The organism is Sphingobium sp. RS1 (genome assembly GCF_056156825.1).
In genome coordinates this window covers 805,001-822,959 of the sequence record NZ_JBLZXE010000003.1, presented here as the reverse complement: position 1 = coordinate 822,959, position 17,959 = coordinate 805,001, and the positions used below count along the sequence as shown (strand labels likewise).

At 60.3% G+C, this 17,959-nt stretch carries 15 protein-coding genes, 2 rRNA genes and 4 pseudogenes (1 of these 21 only partly in view); 8 read left to right on the top strand and 13 right to left on the bottom strand.

From position 1 onward, the window contains the following. Window positions 1-87: 87 nt before the first annotated feature. Complete coding sequence (locus tag ACNHGR_RS23640) at window positions 88-717, top strand: hypothetical protein (protein ID WP_475289380.1); 630 nt, start codon at window positions 88-90, stop codon at window positions 715-717. A gap of 30 nt (window positions 718-747) precedes the next feature. Here ACNHGR_RS23640 and ACNHGR_RS23635 read toward each other — a convergent pair whose 3' ends face one another. The 4 genes from ACNHGR_RS23635 to ACNHGR_RS23620 form a co-directional block, all read right to left on the bottom strand. Further along, on the bottom strand, window positions 748-1,755 hold the full coding sequence (locus tag ACNHGR_RS23635) for a LysR family transcriptional regulator (protein ID WP_475289378.1): 1,008 nt from the start codon (window positions 1,753-1,755) through the stop codon (window positions 748-750). Between the two features lie 15 nt (window positions 1,756-1,770). Further along, window positions 1,771-2,700, bottom strand: a complete 930-nt coding sequence (locus ACNHGR_RS23630) for an NAD-dependent epimerase/dehydratase family protein (protein WP_475289377.1) — start codon at window positions 2,698-2,700, stop codon at window positions 1,771-1,773. Window positions 2,701-2,703: 3 nt separating this feature from the next. After that, window positions 2,704-4,092, bottom strand: a complete 1,389-nt coding sequence (locus ACNHGR_RS23625) for a sulfatase family protein (protein ID WP_475289376.1) — start codon at window positions 4,090-4,092, stop codon at window positions 2,704-2,706. Window positions 4,093-4,164: 72 nt separating this feature from the next. Continuing rightward, window positions 4,165-6,633 (bottom strand): TonB-dependent receptor, encoded by a 2,469-nt coding sequence (locus tag ACNHGR_RS23620; protein ID WP_475289374.1) that lies wholly within the window; start codon window positions 6,631-6,633, stop codon window positions 4,165-4,167. A 226-nt stretch (window positions 6,634-6,859) separates the two neighbouring features. Between ACNHGR_RS23620 and ACNHGR_RS23615 the strand changes: the two genes are divergently transcribed. The 3 genes from ACNHGR_RS23615 to ACNHGR_RS23605 are packed head-to-tail and all read left to right on the top strand — an operon-like array spanning window position 6,860 to window position 8,886. Continuing rightward, window positions 6,860-7,999, top strand: a complete 1,140-nt coding sequence (locus ACNHGR_RS23615) for an FAD-dependent monooxygenase (RefSeq protein ID WP_475289373.1) — start codon at window positions 6,860-6,862, stop codon at window positions 7,997-7,999. A gap of 39 nt (window positions 8,000-8,038) precedes the next feature. Next, the gene (locus ACNHGR_RS23610; protein ID WP_475289371.1) at window positions 8,039-8,362 is read left to right on the top strand and encodes an aldehyde dehydrogenase family protein; all 324 of its coding nucleotides are present in this window, start codon (window positions 8,039-8,041) and stop codon (window positions 8,360-8,362) included. Beyond that, on the top strand, window positions 8,326-8,886 hold the full coding sequence (locus ACNHGR_RS23605) for an aldehyde dehydrogenase family protein (RefSeq protein WP_475289370.1): 561 nt from the start codon (window positions 8,326-8,328) through the stop codon (window positions 8,884-8,886). The genes ACNHGR_RS23610 and ACNHGR_RS23605 overlap by 37 nt, the downstream gene beginning before the upstream one ends. Before the next feature lie 147 nt (window positions 8,887-9,033). On the opposite strand, the gene ACNHGR_RS23600 is transcribed toward ACNHGR_RS23605, so the two are convergent. The 4 genes and pseudogenes from ACNHGR_RS23600 to ACNHGR_RS23585 form a co-directional block, all read right to left on the bottom strand. Next, window positions 9,034-9,231 (bottom strand): transposase, encoded by a 198-nt coding sequence (locus ACNHGR_RS23600; RefSeq protein WP_475289369.1) that lies wholly within the window; start codon window positions 9,229-9,231, stop codon window positions 9,034-9,036. Between the two features lie 4 nt (window positions 9,232-9,235). Beyond that, a pseudogene (locus ACNHGR_RS23595) lies at window positions 9,236-9,496 on the bottom strand (transposase); the annotation flags it as partial. A 130-nt stretch (window positions 9,497-9,626) separates the two neighbouring features. After that, entirely contained in the window at window positions 9,627-11,090 is a 1,464-nt protein-coding gene (locus ACNHGR_RS23590) for a chemotaxis protein CheW (RefSeq protein ID WP_475289367.1), read from the bottom strand. After that, window positions 11,087-11,644: a methyl-accepting chemotaxis protein gene (locus ACNHGR_RS23585; RefSeq protein WP_475289366.1), complete on the bottom strand. Its 558-nt coding sequence runs from the start codon at window positions 11,642-11,644 to the stop codon at window positions 11,087-11,089. Before ACNHGR_RS23585 ends, ACNHGR_RS23590 begins: the two co-directional genes overlap by 4 nt. A gap of 127 nt (window positions 11,645-11,771) precedes the next feature. Between ACNHGR_RS23585 and ACNHGR_RS23580 the strand changes: the two genes are divergently transcribed. Then, window positions 11,772-12,482: an EAL domain-containing protein gene (locus ACNHGR_RS23580; RefSeq protein WP_475289365.1), complete on the top strand. Its 711-nt coding sequence runs from the start codon at window positions 11,772-11,774 to the stop codon at window positions 12,480-12,482. Between the two features lie 10 nt (window positions 12,483-12,492). Here ACNHGR_RS23580 and ACNHGR_RS23575 read toward each other — a convergent pair whose 3' ends face one another. Both ACNHGR_RS23575 and ACNHGR_RS23570 read right to left on the bottom strand, forming a co-directional pair. After that, the gene (locus ACNHGR_RS23575; protein ID WP_475289364.1) at window positions 12,493-12,765 is read right to left on the bottom strand and encodes a hypothetical protein; all 273 of its coding nucleotides are present in this window, start codon (window positions 12,763-12,765) and stop codon (window positions 12,493-12,495) included. Beyond that, on the bottom strand, window positions 12,755-13,051 hold the full coding sequence (locus ACNHGR_RS23570; protein WP_475289363.1) for a chemotaxis protein CheB: 297 nt from the start codon (window positions 13,049-13,051) through the stop codon (window positions 12,755-12,757). The genes ACNHGR_RS23575 and ACNHGR_RS23570 overlap by 11 nt, the downstream gene beginning before the upstream one ends. A gap of 114 nt (window positions 13,052-13,165) precedes the next feature. Here ACNHGR_RS23570 and ACNHGR_RS23565 point away from each other — a divergent pair, with 114 nt between their 5' ends. From ACNHGR_RS23565 to ACNHGR_RS23555, 3 genes and pseudogenes are all read left to right on the top strand, one after another. Continuing rightward, window positions 13,166-13,630, top strand: coding sequence for a cache domain-containing protein (locus tag ACNHGR_RS23565; protein WP_184274944.1), 465 nt, complete (start codon window positions 13,166-13,168; stop codon window positions 13,628-13,630). 230 nt (window positions 13,631-13,860) lie between these two features. Next, window positions 13,861-14,043, top strand: a pseudogene (locus ACNHGR_RS23560) (integrase core domain-containing protein); the annotation flags it as partial. Then, window positions 13,968-14,642 (top strand): annotated as a pseudogene (locus tag ACNHGR_RS23555) (IS3 family transposase); the annotation flags it as partial. The pseudogenes ACNHGR_RS23560 and ACNHGR_RS23555, both read left to right, overlap by 76 nt. Window positions 14,643-14,682: 40 nt before the next feature. On the opposite strand, the pseudogene ACNHGR_RS23550 reads toward ACNHGR_RS23555, so the two are convergent. From ACNHGR_RS23550 to ACNHGR_RS23540, 3 genes and pseudogenes are all read right to left on the bottom strand, one after another. After that, window positions 14,683-14,772: pseudogene (locus tag ACNHGR_RS23550) on the bottom strand (IS5/IS1182 family transposase); the annotation flags it as partial. Between the two features lie 265 nt (window positions 14,773-15,037). Continuing rightward, window positions 15,038-15,152, bottom strand: a 5S ribosomal RNA gene (rrf, locus tag ACNHGR_RS23545). A 222-nt stretch (window positions 15,153-15,374) separates the two neighbouring features. Further along, a 23S ribosomal RNA gene (locus ACNHGR_RS23540) occupies window positions 15,375-17,959 on the bottom strand (it continues 223 nt past the right edge of the window).

Sequence of the window (17,959 nt, the reverse complement as noted above, 5' to 3'; positions counted from 1 at the left end):
GCTTAGCCGCTGAAGCGAGGCAGTGCCAGCATGGCATTAACGACGTCTCGTAAGGGTCGCGCATGATTATGCGGTTATGGCCGCACCATGCGCCTGATCCTGATCCCCGCCGCCCTTGTCGTCAGTACGGCCCCTGCCCTTGCCGCCGATGTGCCGCTGTCGCCCATCGGCCTGCCGTTCAAGCCGGGCACGCCGAGGCCAGTGGCCCCGGAGCATCCGCTCTATCATCGCATCGCGATCGATCCGGTCGCCGACATGCCCGGCGTGGTCGGTGCCGGCGCCACCGCCGGGATCACGGGTGCGGCCAAGCGCAGCAGCTTTGAAAAGGCGCTGCGCGAGACGCTGGAGAAGCTGAACCTGCTGGCGCCGAACGAGGCCGATGCGAAGGTGCGCCTGTCCCCACGCTGGATCGACATGGACGCGCCGTTCAAAATCTCCTTTTCCAGCCGCGCGACGGTGCGCATGGGGTGGAGCCTGACGCGCATCGACAATGGCCAGCACATCTTCGACCGGGAAATCGCGACGTCGGCGGAAGCGAAGGGCGGCAGCGGCAGCGAGCGTGCCACCGGGGTCGGCCGGGTGGCACTGATGACCAATATTGCTTCCGCCGTGCGTTGCATCGATCAGGCCGCCTATGGCCAGGCGCCACAGGATTGCGCGCTGACGCCGGACTTCACCTATCAGGCACCCACCTACCGCTTCATATATGTTCCCTAGGACGGATCGCCTTGGCGGCGGATCACGGCGCTAGCTTCTGCCGCGCGGCGTAGAGTCGCTCAGGAACTGGGCGGCCAGTTCCTCGCGAGAGATGCGGGCTTCGTTCAGCGATATGATGCTGTTTCCGGCTTGCGCCGGCGTTTGCGCCCCGGCGACGATCCGTTCCACCACCCAGCGGATCGCCGGGTCGTTATTGCTGGAAATATGCCACTGGATCGCCTCCCGGATCGGCGGAATGTCCATCGGCACCTCGCGCAGCGTCAGCGGCAGATATTCCGCCATACGCGTCGCCAGCCGCCGGTGCATGGTCGCGATCCGGTTGGAGCCGATGACCAGCCCGGCCATCGACAGGAAGCTATGGGTGACGATCTCGATCCGGCGCTGCCGCTTTTGCCGCCGTACGAACCAGTCCTCGAACGCCGATACACGCGCGCGGCCGAAACGGGCGGTGACATGGCCCATCTCGAAATATTGCTCCTTCGTCATCGGTTCGGCCATGGCGGGGTTGCCGTTCCAGCCGACGACGACATAGTCATCCTCGAACAATATCTGGCTCGGATGATCGGCGGAAATCGCATAGTCGATGGTGACGAGCAGGTCGATCGCGCCGCGCTCCAGCGAGTCCAGCAGTACTTCGGTCAGCGACTGGATTTCGAACCGCATGCCGGGCGCCTGCCCTTGCAGATCGGTCATCGCCCCGGCCAGCAGCACTTCGGTCATATAGTCCGATGCCATGATGCGGATCGTGCGTTCCGACGTCGCCGGATCGAACGGCGGCGGCACCGCGATGGTGGTGCGGATCTGCTCCAGCACCGCGCGCACCGGTTCGACCAGCCCCTCTGCGCGGGCCGTCAGCACCATCTGTCGCCCCTTCTGCACCAGCAGGTCGTCGGCGAAATATTCGCGCAGGCGGCCAAGGGCGGAGGAGGTCGCCGACTGCGACAGGCAGATGCGATCCGCCGCCAGGCTGACGCTACGTTCGCTGAGCAGCGCGTCGAGCGCCACCAGCAGATTGAGATCCAGCCTGTCGAACCGCATGTCGCTCTCCTCTTTTCAGCCTGCCGCTATGACCGACAATGCATTGGCCACCAGCCTAGCAACATCGCCATCATGGGCAAAGCCGGCACGGTCGGCAGCGGGCGTGGACAGGGGCGGATGGGCGCCAAAGGCTGCCTCCAGCGCGGCGTCCGGGCGATAGCTGACCAGATCGGCCGACGTGCCGCACTGGCGCGCGATTTCCGCCGCCAGATCGCCCATGGTGATGCGCTGCGCCGGGAGCGTCACAACGCGCGTAGCCGGCATCAGGGATGCGTCCATATCGATCGCATGGAGCAGATTGTCGGCACAGCGGCTGACCGACTGCGCCCAGATGGTCGCATCCGCCGACACCGGACAGGTGAAAGGCTCGCCCGCGCGCAGGGCATGGAACAGGTCGCTCATGAAGGCGGATTTCATGCCCGACGGGCCCTTGGGCCGGGCGAGGATGCCGGGCAGGCGAACGCTGACCCCTTCGATCTCGCCGCGATGGTGCATCATCGCGACGGCGACCTCCATCATCGCCTTGTGCCCGCCATAGACCATGCGCGGTGCCAGCGGAGTCTGGTCATCCACCCCCTGCGCCGGCAGCGGATCGCCGAACACCGCGATCGAACTGGCATAGACGACGCGGGGCCGCTTCCCCGCCGCCTTCGCCGCGTCCAGCAGGTCGTACATGGCGTCGATATTGACCCGGCGCGATGCCGCCGGATCGGCCTCCGCCGCGCCACCCGGCACGGTGGCGAGATGGACCAGCGCCGTGCAGCCGTCGGCAAACGCCTCCGCCCGTACCCCGGCGGAGCAGATGTCACCTACGACCGCGCGCGCGCCGGCGGGGATGCCACCCGCCGCCGCATCCATGCCCACGACCGATTGCCCTGCCGCCAGCAACCGTTGCACCAGTTGCCGCCCGACAAAACCGCCCGCACCCGTCACGATAATCGTCATGCTTCAATACCGATCCGCATAATGGTCCCGCACATCCTCACTGAAACTGCCCAGCGGATAGGGCAGCATCTGCGCATTCCAGCTGTCCCATTGCAGCCGCATCGCCTTCAGCCGGGCGGGATCATCCTCGGCGTGGTCGGCCCGTTCCCGCGCATCCTGCGCCAGATTGAACAGATGCTCCTTCCCGCCCAGCTTCAGATATTTCCAGTCGCCCTCGCGCAGCGCCGCCTGCCCATTGCCCTTGTAGCGCCAATAGAGCGCGCGCGTGGCCGGCGCCGCCTTGCCGGTCAGTTGCGCCGACAAGTCCATGCCGTCGAACGTCCCGGCCCTGGCGACGCTGCCCCCTGCCATTGCCAGCAGGGTCGGCAGGAAATCCATCGAGATCATCACCTGATCGGAGGTCGAGCCGGCCGCGATCCTGCCCGGCCAGCGCATCAGCAGCGGCACGCGGATGCCGCCCTCCAGTAACTCTCCCTTGATCCCGGTGAAGGGCCAGGTTTCGGAGAAACGCTCCCCGCCATTGTCGCTGGTGAAGATGACGATGGTATCGTCCGCCTTCCCGCTCCGCTCCAACGCGGCGAGCAATTTGGCGACATTCTGGTCCATCGCCTCGACCATTTCCTTATATTTGGGCAGGCTGCCGCCATTATAGTGGAAGGACGCGCCGAGCGTCGGCGCCACGGCCGCATCCTCCCGCCCTTCCCAGGGCCAGTGCGGCGCGTTGAAGTGCAGGCTCATGAAGAAAGGCGCGTCGCCGGCCTGCTCGATCGTCTTCACCGCCTCATCCCCGAACAGGTCGGTCAGATAGCCGTTGCGCTCGATCGGCGTGTCGCCCTGTGCCAGGCCGATGCCGACATCCTTGCCGCCCATCACCATATGGTGCCGGAAATAGTCGGCCGCACCTTCGACGATGCCGAAAAACTCGTCATAGCCATGGTGCAGCGGGCTATGTTTGGGCGGTTCACCCAGATGCCATTTGCCGATCAATTTGGTGCGATAGCCGATCGCCCGCATGACCGAGGCGATGGTCGGCCGGTCGAGCGGGACGCCGATCCCCTGCGGCGCGGCCGGCCCCAGCGGTTCCTCGATCCCGATCGCAAAGCGATATTGGTAGCATCCGGTCAGCAGCGCGGTGCGGGTCGGCGAGCAGATGGAACTGTTCGCATAGCCCTGGCTGAGCTGGATGCCCTGCGCGGCGATACTGTCGATCGCGGGTGTCCTGATATGATGCGACCCGGTGCACGACAGGTCGGCATAGCCCAGATCGTCGGCCATGATGAAGACGATGTTGGGCCGCCTGATTTTGGCGGAAGCGGCCCGCCCTTCGCCGCTGGCGGCCAAGGCGCCGAGCGCACCGGCACCGCCAAGGAATAGCCGTCGATCAACCTGCATGCCTGTTCCTCTCCATGAATGTCGAGGGCAGGACACACGCCCTGCCCTCTTCCCCCTTTACCCCCCGTCCGATCAGAAGTTTGCCGAGAAGCGCACCCCATAGGTTTGCGGCGCGGTATAGCGGGCGACCGCCATGCCGATCGGCGAACGTTGCGGCGTTGCGACCCGACGCTTATTCTCCAGATTGTAGAGGAAGGCCCCCAGCGACCAGCCACCATCGGCCGCACGCAGGGTCAGGTTGAGGTCCGTCTGCCAATAGGCGCGGATATGTTCGAAATCGAGATATTCGAACGCGCCCCACTGGTCGTCGCGCCAGGCGGTCGCGACATTGCCGACCAGTTCGAGCGACCGGCCGATCGGCACCACCTGCTCCGCGCCCAGATTGACGGTCCATTTGGGCGAATAGAGCAAGGGCTTGCCCGAACAGTTGAAGTCCTTAACCGGGGCGCCGCCCGCGGTGGCACCGGTCAATGTGAAGGGACAGGCGATATTGTCGCGCGGCGATGCGGTGTAGAGGTGCAGGTCGTCATAAGTCGCCTTGAGATATTGCACCTTGGCATTCAGCGTCGTCGTCCGGGTCGCCTTGACCACCGCATCGACATCGAAGCCCTTGATCGTGGCCTTGCCCGCATTTTCGTTCGAATTTATCAGCGTTCCGCTCGTATCGACGGTGAAATAGGTTATCTGCTGGTCCTTATATTTCCAGTAGAAGCCTTCGAGATTGAGCTGGACCCGGTTGTTGAAAAAGCGGTTCTTGGACCCGACCGTATAGGCAGTGATAAATTCGGGATCGTAGCGGGACTTGCCCTCCGCCAACTGGAAACCGCCGGCGCGATAGCCGGTTTCCGCCGTAGCATAGAGCAGGTTCTGCGGGCCGACATCAAATTCCGCCGATGCTTTCCAGGTGACGCGCGAATAAGTGCCGCTGTCGACGACCGGATTATAGGTCTTCAGGATCGTGCCGGTGCCGTTGAGCAGGGGGAAAACCTGCGGATTGGCCTGGTCGGTGCTGCCCGCCGCGATCCAGCCATTGCTGACGAGCCAGTTCACCGTGTCGCCGGTGGTCAGGAAATTGGGATAGCGCGGCAGCGCACCGGGCGCCGCGCAACCGGCCGCGAAGGACGCCGGCGGCACGATGTTGGCCGGCGGCAGGCCACCGCAGAAGGTGATGAAATTGTTGATGATGCCGTCCATCGACTTCTTGTCATGGGTGTAGCGCGCGCCACCGACGAGGCGGAAACGATCGCTGACATGCGCGGTCAACTGGCCAAAGCCGGCCCAGCTTTTCGTCTTGTGCGTGTAGGACTGGATCGGCAGCACGAATTCCTGATTATATTCGTTGTTGGCATCGATCGTTTCGTTGAAATAGAAGCCACCAACGACATAGTCGATCATGCCGACCGATCCGGCGAGGCGCGCCTCCAGACTATATTGCTTGTCCGTTTCGGCCGTATAGGCGGTGTTGAATGCCGGACCGTAGAAATAGCTCGACCCCTTCGACTTGCGATAAGCGGGGATCAGGGTGAACGTGCCGACATCGGTCTTCCAGTTCAGTTCGGCATTCACGCCCCAATAGACATAGTCGACCGACTGGTCCTGGTTCATGGCGTTGAGGAAGCCGAAACCGGGCGCGCCGATCAGCGTTTGCCGATAGGCGTTGGCGGCGGCCGTATTATAGCCTTCCGACGCATCGAAGCCGCTGGGCGTGAAAGTATAGCCGGAGGCTCCGGGCGTGTAGGCACCGATATAGCTGCCCCCCGGCCCGACCCCGCCCACCTTGGTCCAGTCCGCCCCGACACGCAGAGTCAGCGCGTCGCTGGGTTCGATCAGAAACTGGCCGCGCAGCCCGGTGCGCTTCAGATCGTCACTGCCGTCGCGATTATAGCCGTCATGCACCTGGCGCGTGGCAGCGAGGCGCAGGGCGCTGTTGTCGCTGGTGGCGAAGTTCAGATAGCCATCGGCGCTGACCGCGTCATAATTACCGAAGGAGACGTTGAAGCCGGCGCCATTCTTGCCAAGCTCCGGGCGAGCGGGGATGATATTGACCGCACCGCCGGTCGCATTGCGACCATAGAGGATGCCCTGTGGTCCCTTGAGCACCTCGACACGGGCAAGGTCGTAGAAGGCCGAGCCGAAGGCACCCGCCGCACGCGCCAGCACAACGCCGTCATAGCTGGGCGTCACCGCCGGGTCATTATAGCTGCTCGACGTGATATTGCCGACGCCGCGGATGAAAATCGATGTATTCGAACCGCCGCCATTGGTGATGCTGATGGCGGGTACAGTCTTGGTAATGTCTTCAGCCTTGGCGATACCCTGCTGCAACAGGTCGTTGCCGGTCACCGCATCGATAGCGACAGCGGCCTTCTGCGCGCTTTCTTCCTTGCGCTGCGCGGTGACGACGATTTCATCCAGGCCCACCGAACCCTGCGCCGACTGATCGGCCGCCTGCTCTGGCGCCTGTTCCGGCGCCTGCGCCCATGCGGGCGTGGCACCCAGAATGCCGGCAATGGCTGTGGTGGCCAGCAAAAGATTACGCATGTCTCTCTCCCCAATATGATTTGATTTTGGGCAATTCTGGCGAGCGCGACGGAAAAGTCACATTGATTTGCTGGATGGCACCTATCTGCGGGCGTGGACGGGCGCGAAACGACCGGCATTGCTATCCACGCACCTGATAGCAGCTATTGACCCAAAGGATTTTCCGCCCGCGCCCCGCCCACCGATAAGTGGTCGAACAGAAGACGCGGCGGGGAGGATAGCATTCATGGTTTCGGGGCTGATTTCGGGCAGGCGCATCCTGATCGTGGGCGGCGGGATCGGCGGCATGGCCGCTGCGATCCGCTTCGCCGAGCGCGGCGGCGATGTCATGCTGGTCGACATCGATCCCGAATGGCGCGTCTATGGCGCGGGGATCACCATCACCGGGCCGACGCTGCGCGCCTATCGCCGTCTGGGCCTGCTGGACGCGATCAAGGCACAGGGCGCCATTGCCGAAGGGGCGACCATCTTCCGTTATGACGGCACCCGGTTACACGATCTGGACGAGCCGGCGCTGGAGGAAGGACTGCCCGCGACCGGCGGCATCATGCGCCCGGTATTGCACCGGATCATGCAGACGCGGGTGCGCGCACTACCCATTGCCATCCGGCTCGGCCTGTCGGTCAGCGCGCTCGACCAGCGCGACGATGGCGGCGTAGCCGTGACCTTCACCAATGGCGAACGAGGCGATTTCGACATCGTCGTGGGCGCGGACAGCATCTATTCGGGCGTGCGACGGCTTGCCTTCCCCCATATGGCCGAGGCGCAGCCAACCGGGCAGGGATGCTGGCGCCTGTCGATCCGCCGTCCGCCGACACTGACGAAGGGCGAATTCTATTTCGGTCATCGGGTGCCGGCCGGCATCAACCGCTGCGGCGCGGAGATGGTCTATCTGTGGATGCTGACCCCGCATGTGCCACGCGAAACCCATTTCACCGACGAGGAACTGTTCGTCCAGCTGCACGAAAATCTGGCCGATTTCGGCGGCAATGCCGGTTGGATACGCGATCATATGACGCGCGACGACTGGATCAACTATCGCCCGCTGGCCGCCGCCCTGCAACCGGGGCCGTGGCATAGCGGGCATATCGTGCTGCTGGGCGACGCGGTCCATGCTACCACGCCGCACATGGCCTGCGGTGCGGGCATGGCGGTGGAAAGCGCGCTGGTCCTGACCGAGGAACTGGACCGGGCGGACGGTATCGAGGCGGGCCTTGCCGCCTATCAGGCGCGCCGCTTCGTCCGATGCCGCCATGTGATCGAAACCAGCATTCGGGTAGGCCAGATGCAACTGGCGCAGGAATCACCCGACTCGATCGGTGCCGCCATCGGCGCGGGCCTGCACCGGCTGGCGGAAGAATATTGACGGTCGTCGGCGGCAGCGACAGGGTTTAGCCGACGTGACGTGCTCAACCCCGCCGATGACAACCCGGTCGGCAGCGTGCCGCGCCTGGGCACCGCAGAAACCGAGCAGGCCATTGCCGCCGCCGAACGCGCCTTCCCGCTCTGGGCGGCGCGTAGCGCGGCGGACCGGTCGGCCATATTGCTGCGCCACCATGCGCTGATCCTTGCCCATGAGGAACAGCTGGCCGCGATCCTGACTGCCGAACGGGGCAAGCCTCTGGCCGAGACCAAGGGAGAAGGGCGCTATGCCGCGAACTTCATGGTTCGCCGAGGAAGCCAAGCGCGCCTATGGCGACGTCATCCCCATCCCCAGCCCCCGCGCTGACCGCGCTCGCGCTGGGTGCGCTGGCGCAGGAGGCCGGGTTGCCCGATGGCGTGCAGAATATCGTCACGGGGCAGGCCCGCGTGATTGGCGGCGCGCTGACGGCAAGCCCGGTGGTGCGCAAGCTCAGCTTCACCGGATCGGCCAAGGTCGGTGCGCTGCTCTATGCCCAGAGTGCGCCAACCATCAAGAAGCTCAGCCTGGAACTGGGCGGCAATGCGCCCTTCATCGTGTTCGATGATGCCAATCTGGACCAGGCGATGCGGAGCGCCATCGATTCCAAGTTTCGCAATGCCGGACAGACCTGCGTCTGCGCCAATCGCTTCTATGTGCAGGCGGGGATTTACGACCGCTTCGTTGATGCCTTTGCCAAGGCTGCCGATGCCTTGAAGCTCGGCCGCGGCGACGATCCCGCCAGCCCGATCGGCCCGCTGATCGACGACAAGGCTGGCGCCAAGGTCCGCAGCCATATCGAGGACGCGATCGGCAAGGGCGCTGCTTCGCATCCACTCCAGTTTTACCGGTGAATATTTTGTAAGCCGCTCCATCACCAGTGCGATCATCACCAAGCTGACAGCCACTACCGTGACCTTGCGCGACCTCGCGTCAGAGCCGCCTGCGCATGTCGGTCGCGCCGCAGGCCAGATAAAATTGGGTGGAAGGTGGCAGTGGGATCATCGCTTGAGAACGGCAATGACCCGTGCCGGTGCGTCGGCATCTATGTCGGCATCCACGATCAGCTTCACACCCGAGGGCAGTTCGATCCCGATATGACTGCCGGGCGCCGGCAGTGCCGGAACCGGGGCAGAAAGCTCGACTGCCGCGAAAGTGGGCAGGGATGCTGGCCTGGCACCGCCAGGTTCTCCCGACATCGCCCGCCGCCTCCAGGATCAGCTTGTCCAGCGTCAGGTCCGAGATAGGCCGGTGCAGCCGCTGGTTTTCCTTCTCCAGATCTTTCATCCGCCGTGCCTGGTCGGTCTTCAGCCCGCCATATTCCTTGCGCCAGCGATAACAGGTCTGCTCGCTGACCCCGATCCGATGGCATTCTTCGGCGGTAGAAGTCCCCTGCGCCAGAGCGGTTTCAACTTCACGCAGCTTGCCGATGATCTCTTCCGGCTTGTGCTTCTTGAATGGCAGCCGTCGTTCCTTTCGTGGTCCAGACTATCATGGTCTCTGGGCCACTGAGCAAGGGGGCAGGTCAGCGCCCTATGATCTTCATGGTGACTGTCAAACCCTCCAACGGCAGCCGTTGCTGGTCCTATGCTTGTCAAAAAAGCGCGTGTCTACGGAGCAAATCTTCTATGTCGAGAACAGGATAGCACATCGCTCGCCGCGCGCACGGCTGAACCAAAATGGCTTCTGGGACCGCTGTATCGAGATCGGGAATCGCAAACCCGGCCCTTGTCCCAATCGCCTCCCTGCGCCCCACAATAATATTTCGCAGACCATTTACCGCCAAGGCAATACTTCGTCCTTCACGTTCAACTATCAGTAGGCGTGCATGGCCATTCAATGTCGTCGGCTGCATTCCCAGCAGACAGGCAAGGTCGATGATAGGGAGCGAGACATCGCGCTGAGCGCATTCCCCGATCAACCATCTTTCACGATCAGGCAAAGCCCGCACATGGTGCGGGAATGCGTTAACCTGGCTGATCTGATGCAGTGGCACCGCACATGTCCAATCCATCTCAACCAGAAGATGCGCCACGCCTGTCGCAGGTGAAGTCCTATCATGACAGGTACTTGTGCGCACCTGCCCTGCGGTGTCGGACACCCTCATAAGGCTGGCGACCCTGTCGTCAGATGACAGCATTTTAGGGTCGATTACATAGTAGTGATCGCCATCCATTCTCGATTGAACACCCAGAAACAATTCAGGGTGCAGCGAAACGAGAGGGGGCATCGGACGTATAGTGTCGATGGCGAAGCGTTCTAAAGCACACACCTGATCAATAATCAGCGCAATTTGGCAGTTATCGGACATTTGCAGAATCAATGCGGCCTTCACATCCCCCCCGGCGTCGCCGATACCAAGGCACCAGTGCGACCTAACAAGCGCAACCTTGCATCCCAGATAGGTAACGAATCCCTCCCACCCGTCTATGTCACAGGGAGGCGGAAGAATGTCGGGCTTTGGCAGAACAGCGCGCACGACGCCGATGTCGATTGCAAATATATGTTGGGAAATCCGGATGGTCAAAAATTGCTGACCGCGGGATTCCGTTTCGCCAGAGCGCGGCCGCTCGCTCGTCATCCAGACGCCAGGCAGGTCGGCGATTGCGTTCGTATCCAAAAGATAGACCAGAGCGGCGCCCAGAACGAAGCTGCCGACAAGCAGTCGGCTGGCGATATCGACGGTGCCCAAATTCATCGGCTGGATCAATCCGGTGCCAATCGAATGAACGCCTTCGGGACCATTTGCGAGTACGCCGATCAGTTGCTGGCCCATATGAACGATGACTACCATCGTGCAGTCGTCACTGGGATCAGCAGCAGCGCCCAGCGCTTGCGCAAGGTCGACGACGGGAATTATGGTGCCGCGCAAAATGATAGCCCCAACGATCAACCCGCGCGGCCCCGGCGCAGGCTCAAAGTTTGTCGGCCTAGCCACCATCTCGCGAATTCGATCGACCGGCATGGCTATTGTGAGATTGGCGAGGCGGATCAACCCCACCGTCATTTGATCGAGCGCCCCGCAACGTGCCACGTCAATGGAGACTGGGGCGTTCATGCAACCTTGCCCTGCGCGGCCTGCCCTAGATCATTGATGAGGGCGATGACACGATCGGTCACCTCCTTTTGTCCGTTCGCGGCGCGACTGATTTCACCGATCGCCCCATTCGTCTTGCGCACGCTTTCGACAATGGCAGCAAAGGCGTGGCGGGCATTCTGTGACCGCTCATTGCCCTGCCCCACCAAAGCGGACGAGAGGTCGATCAATTTGTGGATCTTGCCTGCTGCTTCGCCGCTGCGTTCGGCCAGCTTGCGGACCTCATCGGCAACGACCGAAAATCCGACGCCATGTTCGCCCGCCCGCGCCGCTTCGATCGCCGCATTGAAGGCGAGCACATTGGTCTGACCTGCGAGGTCACCGATGATCGAGACAATGTCAGCCACCTCCGTCGTGGCTTGCTGAATCTGTTCGATCGACTGAATGGCAGTGCCCAATGCCTCGAACCCTTGGTTGGCGTTGAACTGCGTTTCCTCTGCCAAACCGGTAGCGTTGCCGGTCTGTTGCACGATGTTCAGTATGGAGGTACTGAGCGCATCGACAACCTTGTTCATATCGACGGATCGTTCGGATATACGCTTTTCGAGCTGAATCTGATCCGTTATGTCATAAGCATATTTGACGACCCGGACAGGCTGGTTGTCCAAGTCGAAAATCGGACTGTAGGTCGCTTGAATATAGATGTCGCGATCATATTTGCCGACACGATGGAACCGGCCGGAACAAATTGTCGCCCATGAAGGGCTGATGCGCTGGCGCCATCCACAGCTGGGGTTGATGATGCCAAACAGCTTCATACCACTGGCGGAAGATAGCGGCCTCATCACGCGACTGGGCGAATTTGCGATCCGACGCGCATGCGAAGATCTGCCCAACTGGCCTCTAGACTGTACCGTTGCGATCAACCTGTCGCCAACACAGTTGCGATCGCCGGGCTTTGTCGAGCGTTTCGCAGCCATATTGCGCGAAACCAGCGTCGACAACACACGCATCGAACTGGAAATCACCGAGAATATCTTCATGCAGGATCATCTTGGCAATCTTCACGCCCTCCGGGATATTCGCGCGCTGGGCGTACGGATCGCGCTTGACGACTTTGGCACCGGCTATTCCTCGCTGAACTACCTGCGCGCATTCCCGTTCGACACAATCAAGATCGACAAGTCCTTCGTCCAGGGGTTGGAACAGCAGGAGAGCACCCTCGCCATCGTTCGCGCAGTCATCGCATTGGCAAGAGCTTTGAACATGACCACGATCGCGGAGGGCGTTGAAAATGCAAGCCAGCTCGCCATCTTGCGCCGCGAAGGATGTGACAGGGCGCAAGGCTATTATTTCGCGGCACCATCTCCTCTGCGCTCACTCATGCTCCCCGACAGCAGCACCATGCGTTGATCCCCCCCTTTCATTCCAACAGCATGGTTCGCAATGCCTCGATCGGGATCGAACGAATGGCTTGTTGAACATCAACCGGATCGATGATCCGGACGATTTCACGTTGTTTCTGCACGACAAGATCGATGCGCTGCAATTCCATGCAGTACTGATCAGCAACCCCGGCGACATCGCATATAGCCGCGCCGATGCTTTCCACGTCCTGGCTCAGCGCGACCAATATGCTCGCCAATTTCAGTCTGATTCGGTCGTCCAGCGGCGCAAAGCGATGATCATGCAGCATGGGCAGTTCCCGGGAAAAGAGCTTCCGCCCCCAACTCCGCTGCCGCCATGGCCACCATGACGCCTTTGGTCCGAGCAGCAATGATACGTTCGTCGATCAGGGCAGTCTCTAGCGGTTGAGTGCAGGCTCTGCCGTTCGCCGCCAGCATGGCGGCCATGCCCGCTGCACCATCCGCGCCGCCGCCAGACCACATTACGGAACATCCCTTGGCCTTTGCCGTCTCGGCGATTGCCGTGAGCAACAGGTCAGCGGACGGCCTGCAGCCGTTGACAGGAAGATCAGGCATGACGGTCACCCTTATACCAAAGGTCAATTTGATCTGCGCCTAAGACGACATCTTTTCGCAGGGGTAACCGATTGCTGTCGCCGAACGAATTGCAGGCGACGCAGGAGGTACATGATGAGGTTCATTCCCCGCATACTGATCACCGGCCTTTGCGTAGCCGCGCTTCAAGCCACTGCCGCCAACGCCGCCGCCCATGCCGGCGCCGCCCAAGCGCAGTCGATGCTGGACAAGGCTGTCGCTGAATTCGATCGCGTTGGCACGGACAAGGCGCTCGCCGAGTTCAACCAGCGGCACGGCCCCTTCAACACCGGCGAACTCTATGTGTTCGTCTTCGATCTCAATGGAGTCTATGAGGCCTATGGCGCCAAACCATCGATGGTCGGCACCGACGTCAGCCGCTTGACCGACGCAGAGGGCAAGCCGATTGTGCAGGAGATGATCCAGATCGCGCAGACGAAGGGCCATGGGCATATCGACTATGTCTGGCTGAACCGCGCTGACAATCATATCGAGCGCAAGTCATCGTTGGTTCGGCTGGTCGGCGATCATGTGGTCGGCGTCGGCTATTATCGCGACTGATGGCTGCGATGCGGCCGGCATCGGGTCGGCCGCCTCCGGCTCAAACCATCGCATCACCTTTGACCTGCAGATTGATCAGGCGATGGGCCACATGGCCAGGTACATCCGCTAATTTCGCGCCAATCTCATTGTCAGTTGGACAGCATTGCGCGATCGCCCTGCACATGGCGCTGCTCCATTTGTCGGCTAGTGCCGGGCTGATCGGGAATAGCGATGCAGTGACATCATGCATTGCCCCGGGCAAGCCGATGCAGAATGGCTACGCCGAGAGCTTCAACGGTCGCGTGCGCGACGAGCCGGTCAACGAGACCCTGTTCCTGAGCCTTGACCACGCCCGTGTGGTGATCTCCGCCTGGGGAGAAGACTACAACCAGAAGAGACCGCACTTATCCCTTGGATACGAGAATCCAGCGGTCTTCCCAAAGGTCAGGGCGAGCGATCCGTCATTGCCGGCAATCTGCTGGATCGCCAGTTCACGGCCGACAGGCCCAACCAGAAATGGGTGGCGGACTTCACCTATATCTGGACCGCAGAAGGACGGCTCTACGTGGCTGCTGTCATCGACCTGTTCTCGCGTCGCGTGGTGGCCCTTCGACAGGCTCAGGAGGTCGATGAGTGACAGCATGACGGCGCAACTCGTCACCGAAGCCCTGATGATGGCAATCTGGAGGCGTGGAAAACCTGATGCCCTGCTGCATCACTCAGATCAGGGTAGCCAATATACGAGCGAGCAGTTCCAGCGGCTCATGGCAGATAATGGCGTCACCTGTTCGATGAGCAGGTCGGGAAACTGCTGGGATAATGCAGCCATGGAAAGTTTGTTGGCTTGGCCGCCCTTCGGGTCTCATCCCTCAAGACCGAGCGGATCGGAAAGAAGGTCTACCGATCGAGAGCCCAGACGAAGGCCGATGTGTTCGACTATATCGAATACTTCTACAATCCGACCCGGAGGCACTCGACCCTTGGCTATCTCAGCCCCATAGATTGCGAATGGAACGCTGGTGTAGCTTGATTGAGCCTATCTCAGTGTCCACCAAACCGGCAGCAGGCCATCCATCGCTGCGAGTGCCCCGCTTGCCCTTACGGCCACCGGGCACGAACTCCCGCAGTCGCTCCCATTGATCGTAGGCAACGACGCGGCCGCCTCTGCAAACTCATCTGGCGTGATAGCGTTGGCCTGCCATTCTATGCCGAACATCTCGAACGTGGGAAGTATATCTGGCTTTTGGTCTTGAACGGCGTGATTTCCCTGCTTGGGACACAGGAACGCCTCGTCGCACAGGTCGAGGTACATGCATAAAAGCAAGGGAAAAGCCGGTATGGAGGATAGCAGCCATCCCGCGCCAGAGGCGTGACCGGAGGTCGCGAACATTGTGATGGGTTTTAGATATATGCGCGAGCTACAATGCCTGGCGACGCCCTACTCTTCCAGTGCTTAAGCAATAGTACCATCGGCGCAGACTGGTTTCACGGCCGAGTTCGGGATGGGATCGGGTGGGTCACAGACGCTATGGTCACCAAGCAATGAAGCTTGCGCATATAAGGGTTTTAATCGGTGCCGTGCACATGAGTGTTTGCTTGTCAAACACGGCAACAGCCGCGTTTTCATTTTCACTTGAGAAAATGAACGTTCAAACAACTTAGTAGATCTGGCTTGTTTTATAACCGCCATTTTCAACGTCTGCGCTGGTGCTTTGTCCAGTGCTGTTGTTGATGGTGGGACTCTGCGGTTCATAAGAACCGTTTAAGCGTGATCAGAGCAATTAGGACTGGTTAGCTCCATGCGTTACCGCACTTCCACATCCAGCCTATCAACGTCGTGGTCTACGACGGCTCGAAGAAATCTTATCTTGAGGGAGGCTTCCCGCTTAGATGCTTTCAGCGGTTATCCCGTCCATACATAGCTACCCTGCTGCGCCACTGGCGTGACGACAGGTACACCAGAGGTATGTTCAACCCGGTCCTCTCGTACTAGGGTCAACTCCTCTCAAATTTCGACGCCCACGGCAGATAGGGACCAAACTGTCTCGCGACGTTCTGAACCCAGCTCACGTACCACTTTAATTGGCGAACAGCCAAACCCTTGGGACCTGCTCCAGCCCCAGGATGTGATGAGCCGACATCGAGGTGCCAAACGATTCCGTCGATATGAGCTCTTGGGAATCATCAGCCTGTTATCCCCGGCGTACCTTTTATCCGTTGAGCGATGGCCCTTCCACGAGGGACCACCGGATCACTATGACCGACTTTCGTCTCTGCTCGACTTGTCAGTCTCGCAGTCAGGCGGGCTTATGCCATTGCACTCTAACAGACGGTTTCCAACCGTCCTGAGCCCACCATCGCGCGCCTCCGTTACTCTTTAGGAGGCGACCGCCCCAGTCAAACTACCCGCCACAGAGGGTCCCTGCACCGGATAACGGTGCGAGGTTAGACATCAGAAAACAACAGGGTGGTATTTCACCTATGGCTCCACGACAACTGGCGTCATCGCTTCAAAGCCTCCCACCTATGCTACACAGTTCTTTCCTAATGCCACTCTGAAGCTGCAGTAAAGGTGCACGGGGTCTTTCCGTCTAACCGCGGGTACTCCGCATCTTCACGGAGAATTCAATTTCGCTGAGCATATCCTGGAGACAGTGGGGAAGTCGTTACGCCATTCGTGCAGGTCGGAACTTACCCGACAAGGAATTTCGCTACCTTAGGACCGTTATAGTTACGGCCGCCGTTTACCTGGGCTTCAATTCAGAGCTTGCACTCCTCCTCTTAACCTTCAGGCACCGGGCAGGCGTCAGGCCCTATACGTCGTCTTGAAGCCGACTTAGCAGAGCCCTGTGTTTTTGCTAAACAGTCGCTACCCCCTGGCCTGTGCCCCCCATCAGTGCTTGCGCATAGATGGGGCCTCCTTCTTCCGAAGGTACGGAGGCAATTTGCCGAGTTCCTTCAGGATACTTCTCTCAAACGCCTTGGTATACTCTACCATTCCACCTGTGTCGGTTTAGGGTACGGTCTATACGGTGGGGCTATTTCCTGGGACACCTTCCCAGCCAGGAGCAATCCAATAAGCCCTGACCAGTTACGGCATCCGTCACACACCACCAGGCCCACGAATATTAACGTGGTTCCCATCGACTACCCCCTTCGGGCTCGTCTTAGGGGCCGGCTTACCCTGCTCAGATTAGCTTTAAGCAGGAACCCTTGGAATTTCGGCGACAGTGCATCTCACACTGTTAATCGCTACTCATGTCTGCATTCGCACTTCCGATACCTCCACGGTCGGTTACCCTTCCGCTTCAACGGCCTACGGAACGCTCCGCTACCGCTCAGTCAAAGACTGAACCCTAAGCTTCGGTGCACGTCTTGAGCCCCGTTACATCTTCGCCGCAGGATCTCTTGTTTAGACCAGTGAGCTGTTACGCTTTCTTTAAAGGATGGCTGCTTCTAAGCCAACCTCCTGGTTGTTTTGGAAATCCCACATGCTTTCCCACTTAGACGTGACTTGGGGACCTTAGCTGTAGGTTAGGGCTGTTTCCCTTTTGACGACGGACCTTAGCACCCGCCGTCTGTCTGCCGAACTAGACTCGTTGGTATTCGGAGTTTGGTTAGAATTGGTAGATCTCGCGACCCCCGCATCCATCCAGTGCTCTACCCCCAACGGCAAATATTCGACGCTCTACCTCAATAGATTTCGCGGAGAACCAGCTATTTCCCGGCTTGATTGGCCTTTCACCCCTAAGCACAACTCATCCGACAATTTTTCAACATTGAACGGTTCGGTCCTCCAGTGCGTGTTACCGCACCTTCAACCTGGTCATGCATAGATCGCCGGGTTTCGGGTCTAATGCATCAAACTATGGTCGCCCTATTCAGACTCGCTTTCGCTGCGCCTACACCTAACGGCTTAAGCTTGCTTGATACACTAAGTCACAGACCCATTATGCAAGAGGTACGCGGTCAGGTCTCAAGGACCCTCCCACTGCTTGTAGGCATCCGGTTTCAGGTACTGTTTCACTCCCCTCATCGGGGTGCTTTTCACCTTTCCCTCACGGTACTGGTTCACTATCGGTCATGTACGAGTATTTAGGCTTGGAGGGTGGTCCCCCCATGTTCAGACAGAGTTTCACGTGCTCCGCCCTACTCAAGTCCTGAGATATCATTTTCGCATACGGGGCTGTCACCCGCTATGGCCGAACTTTCCAGATCGTTCTGCTAACTATATCCCAGGCACTGGCCTGGTCCGCGTTCGCTCGCCACTACTAACGGAATCTCGGTTGATGTCTTTTCCTCCGGGTACTGAGATGTTTCAGTTCTCCGGGTTCGCTTCACCAAAGC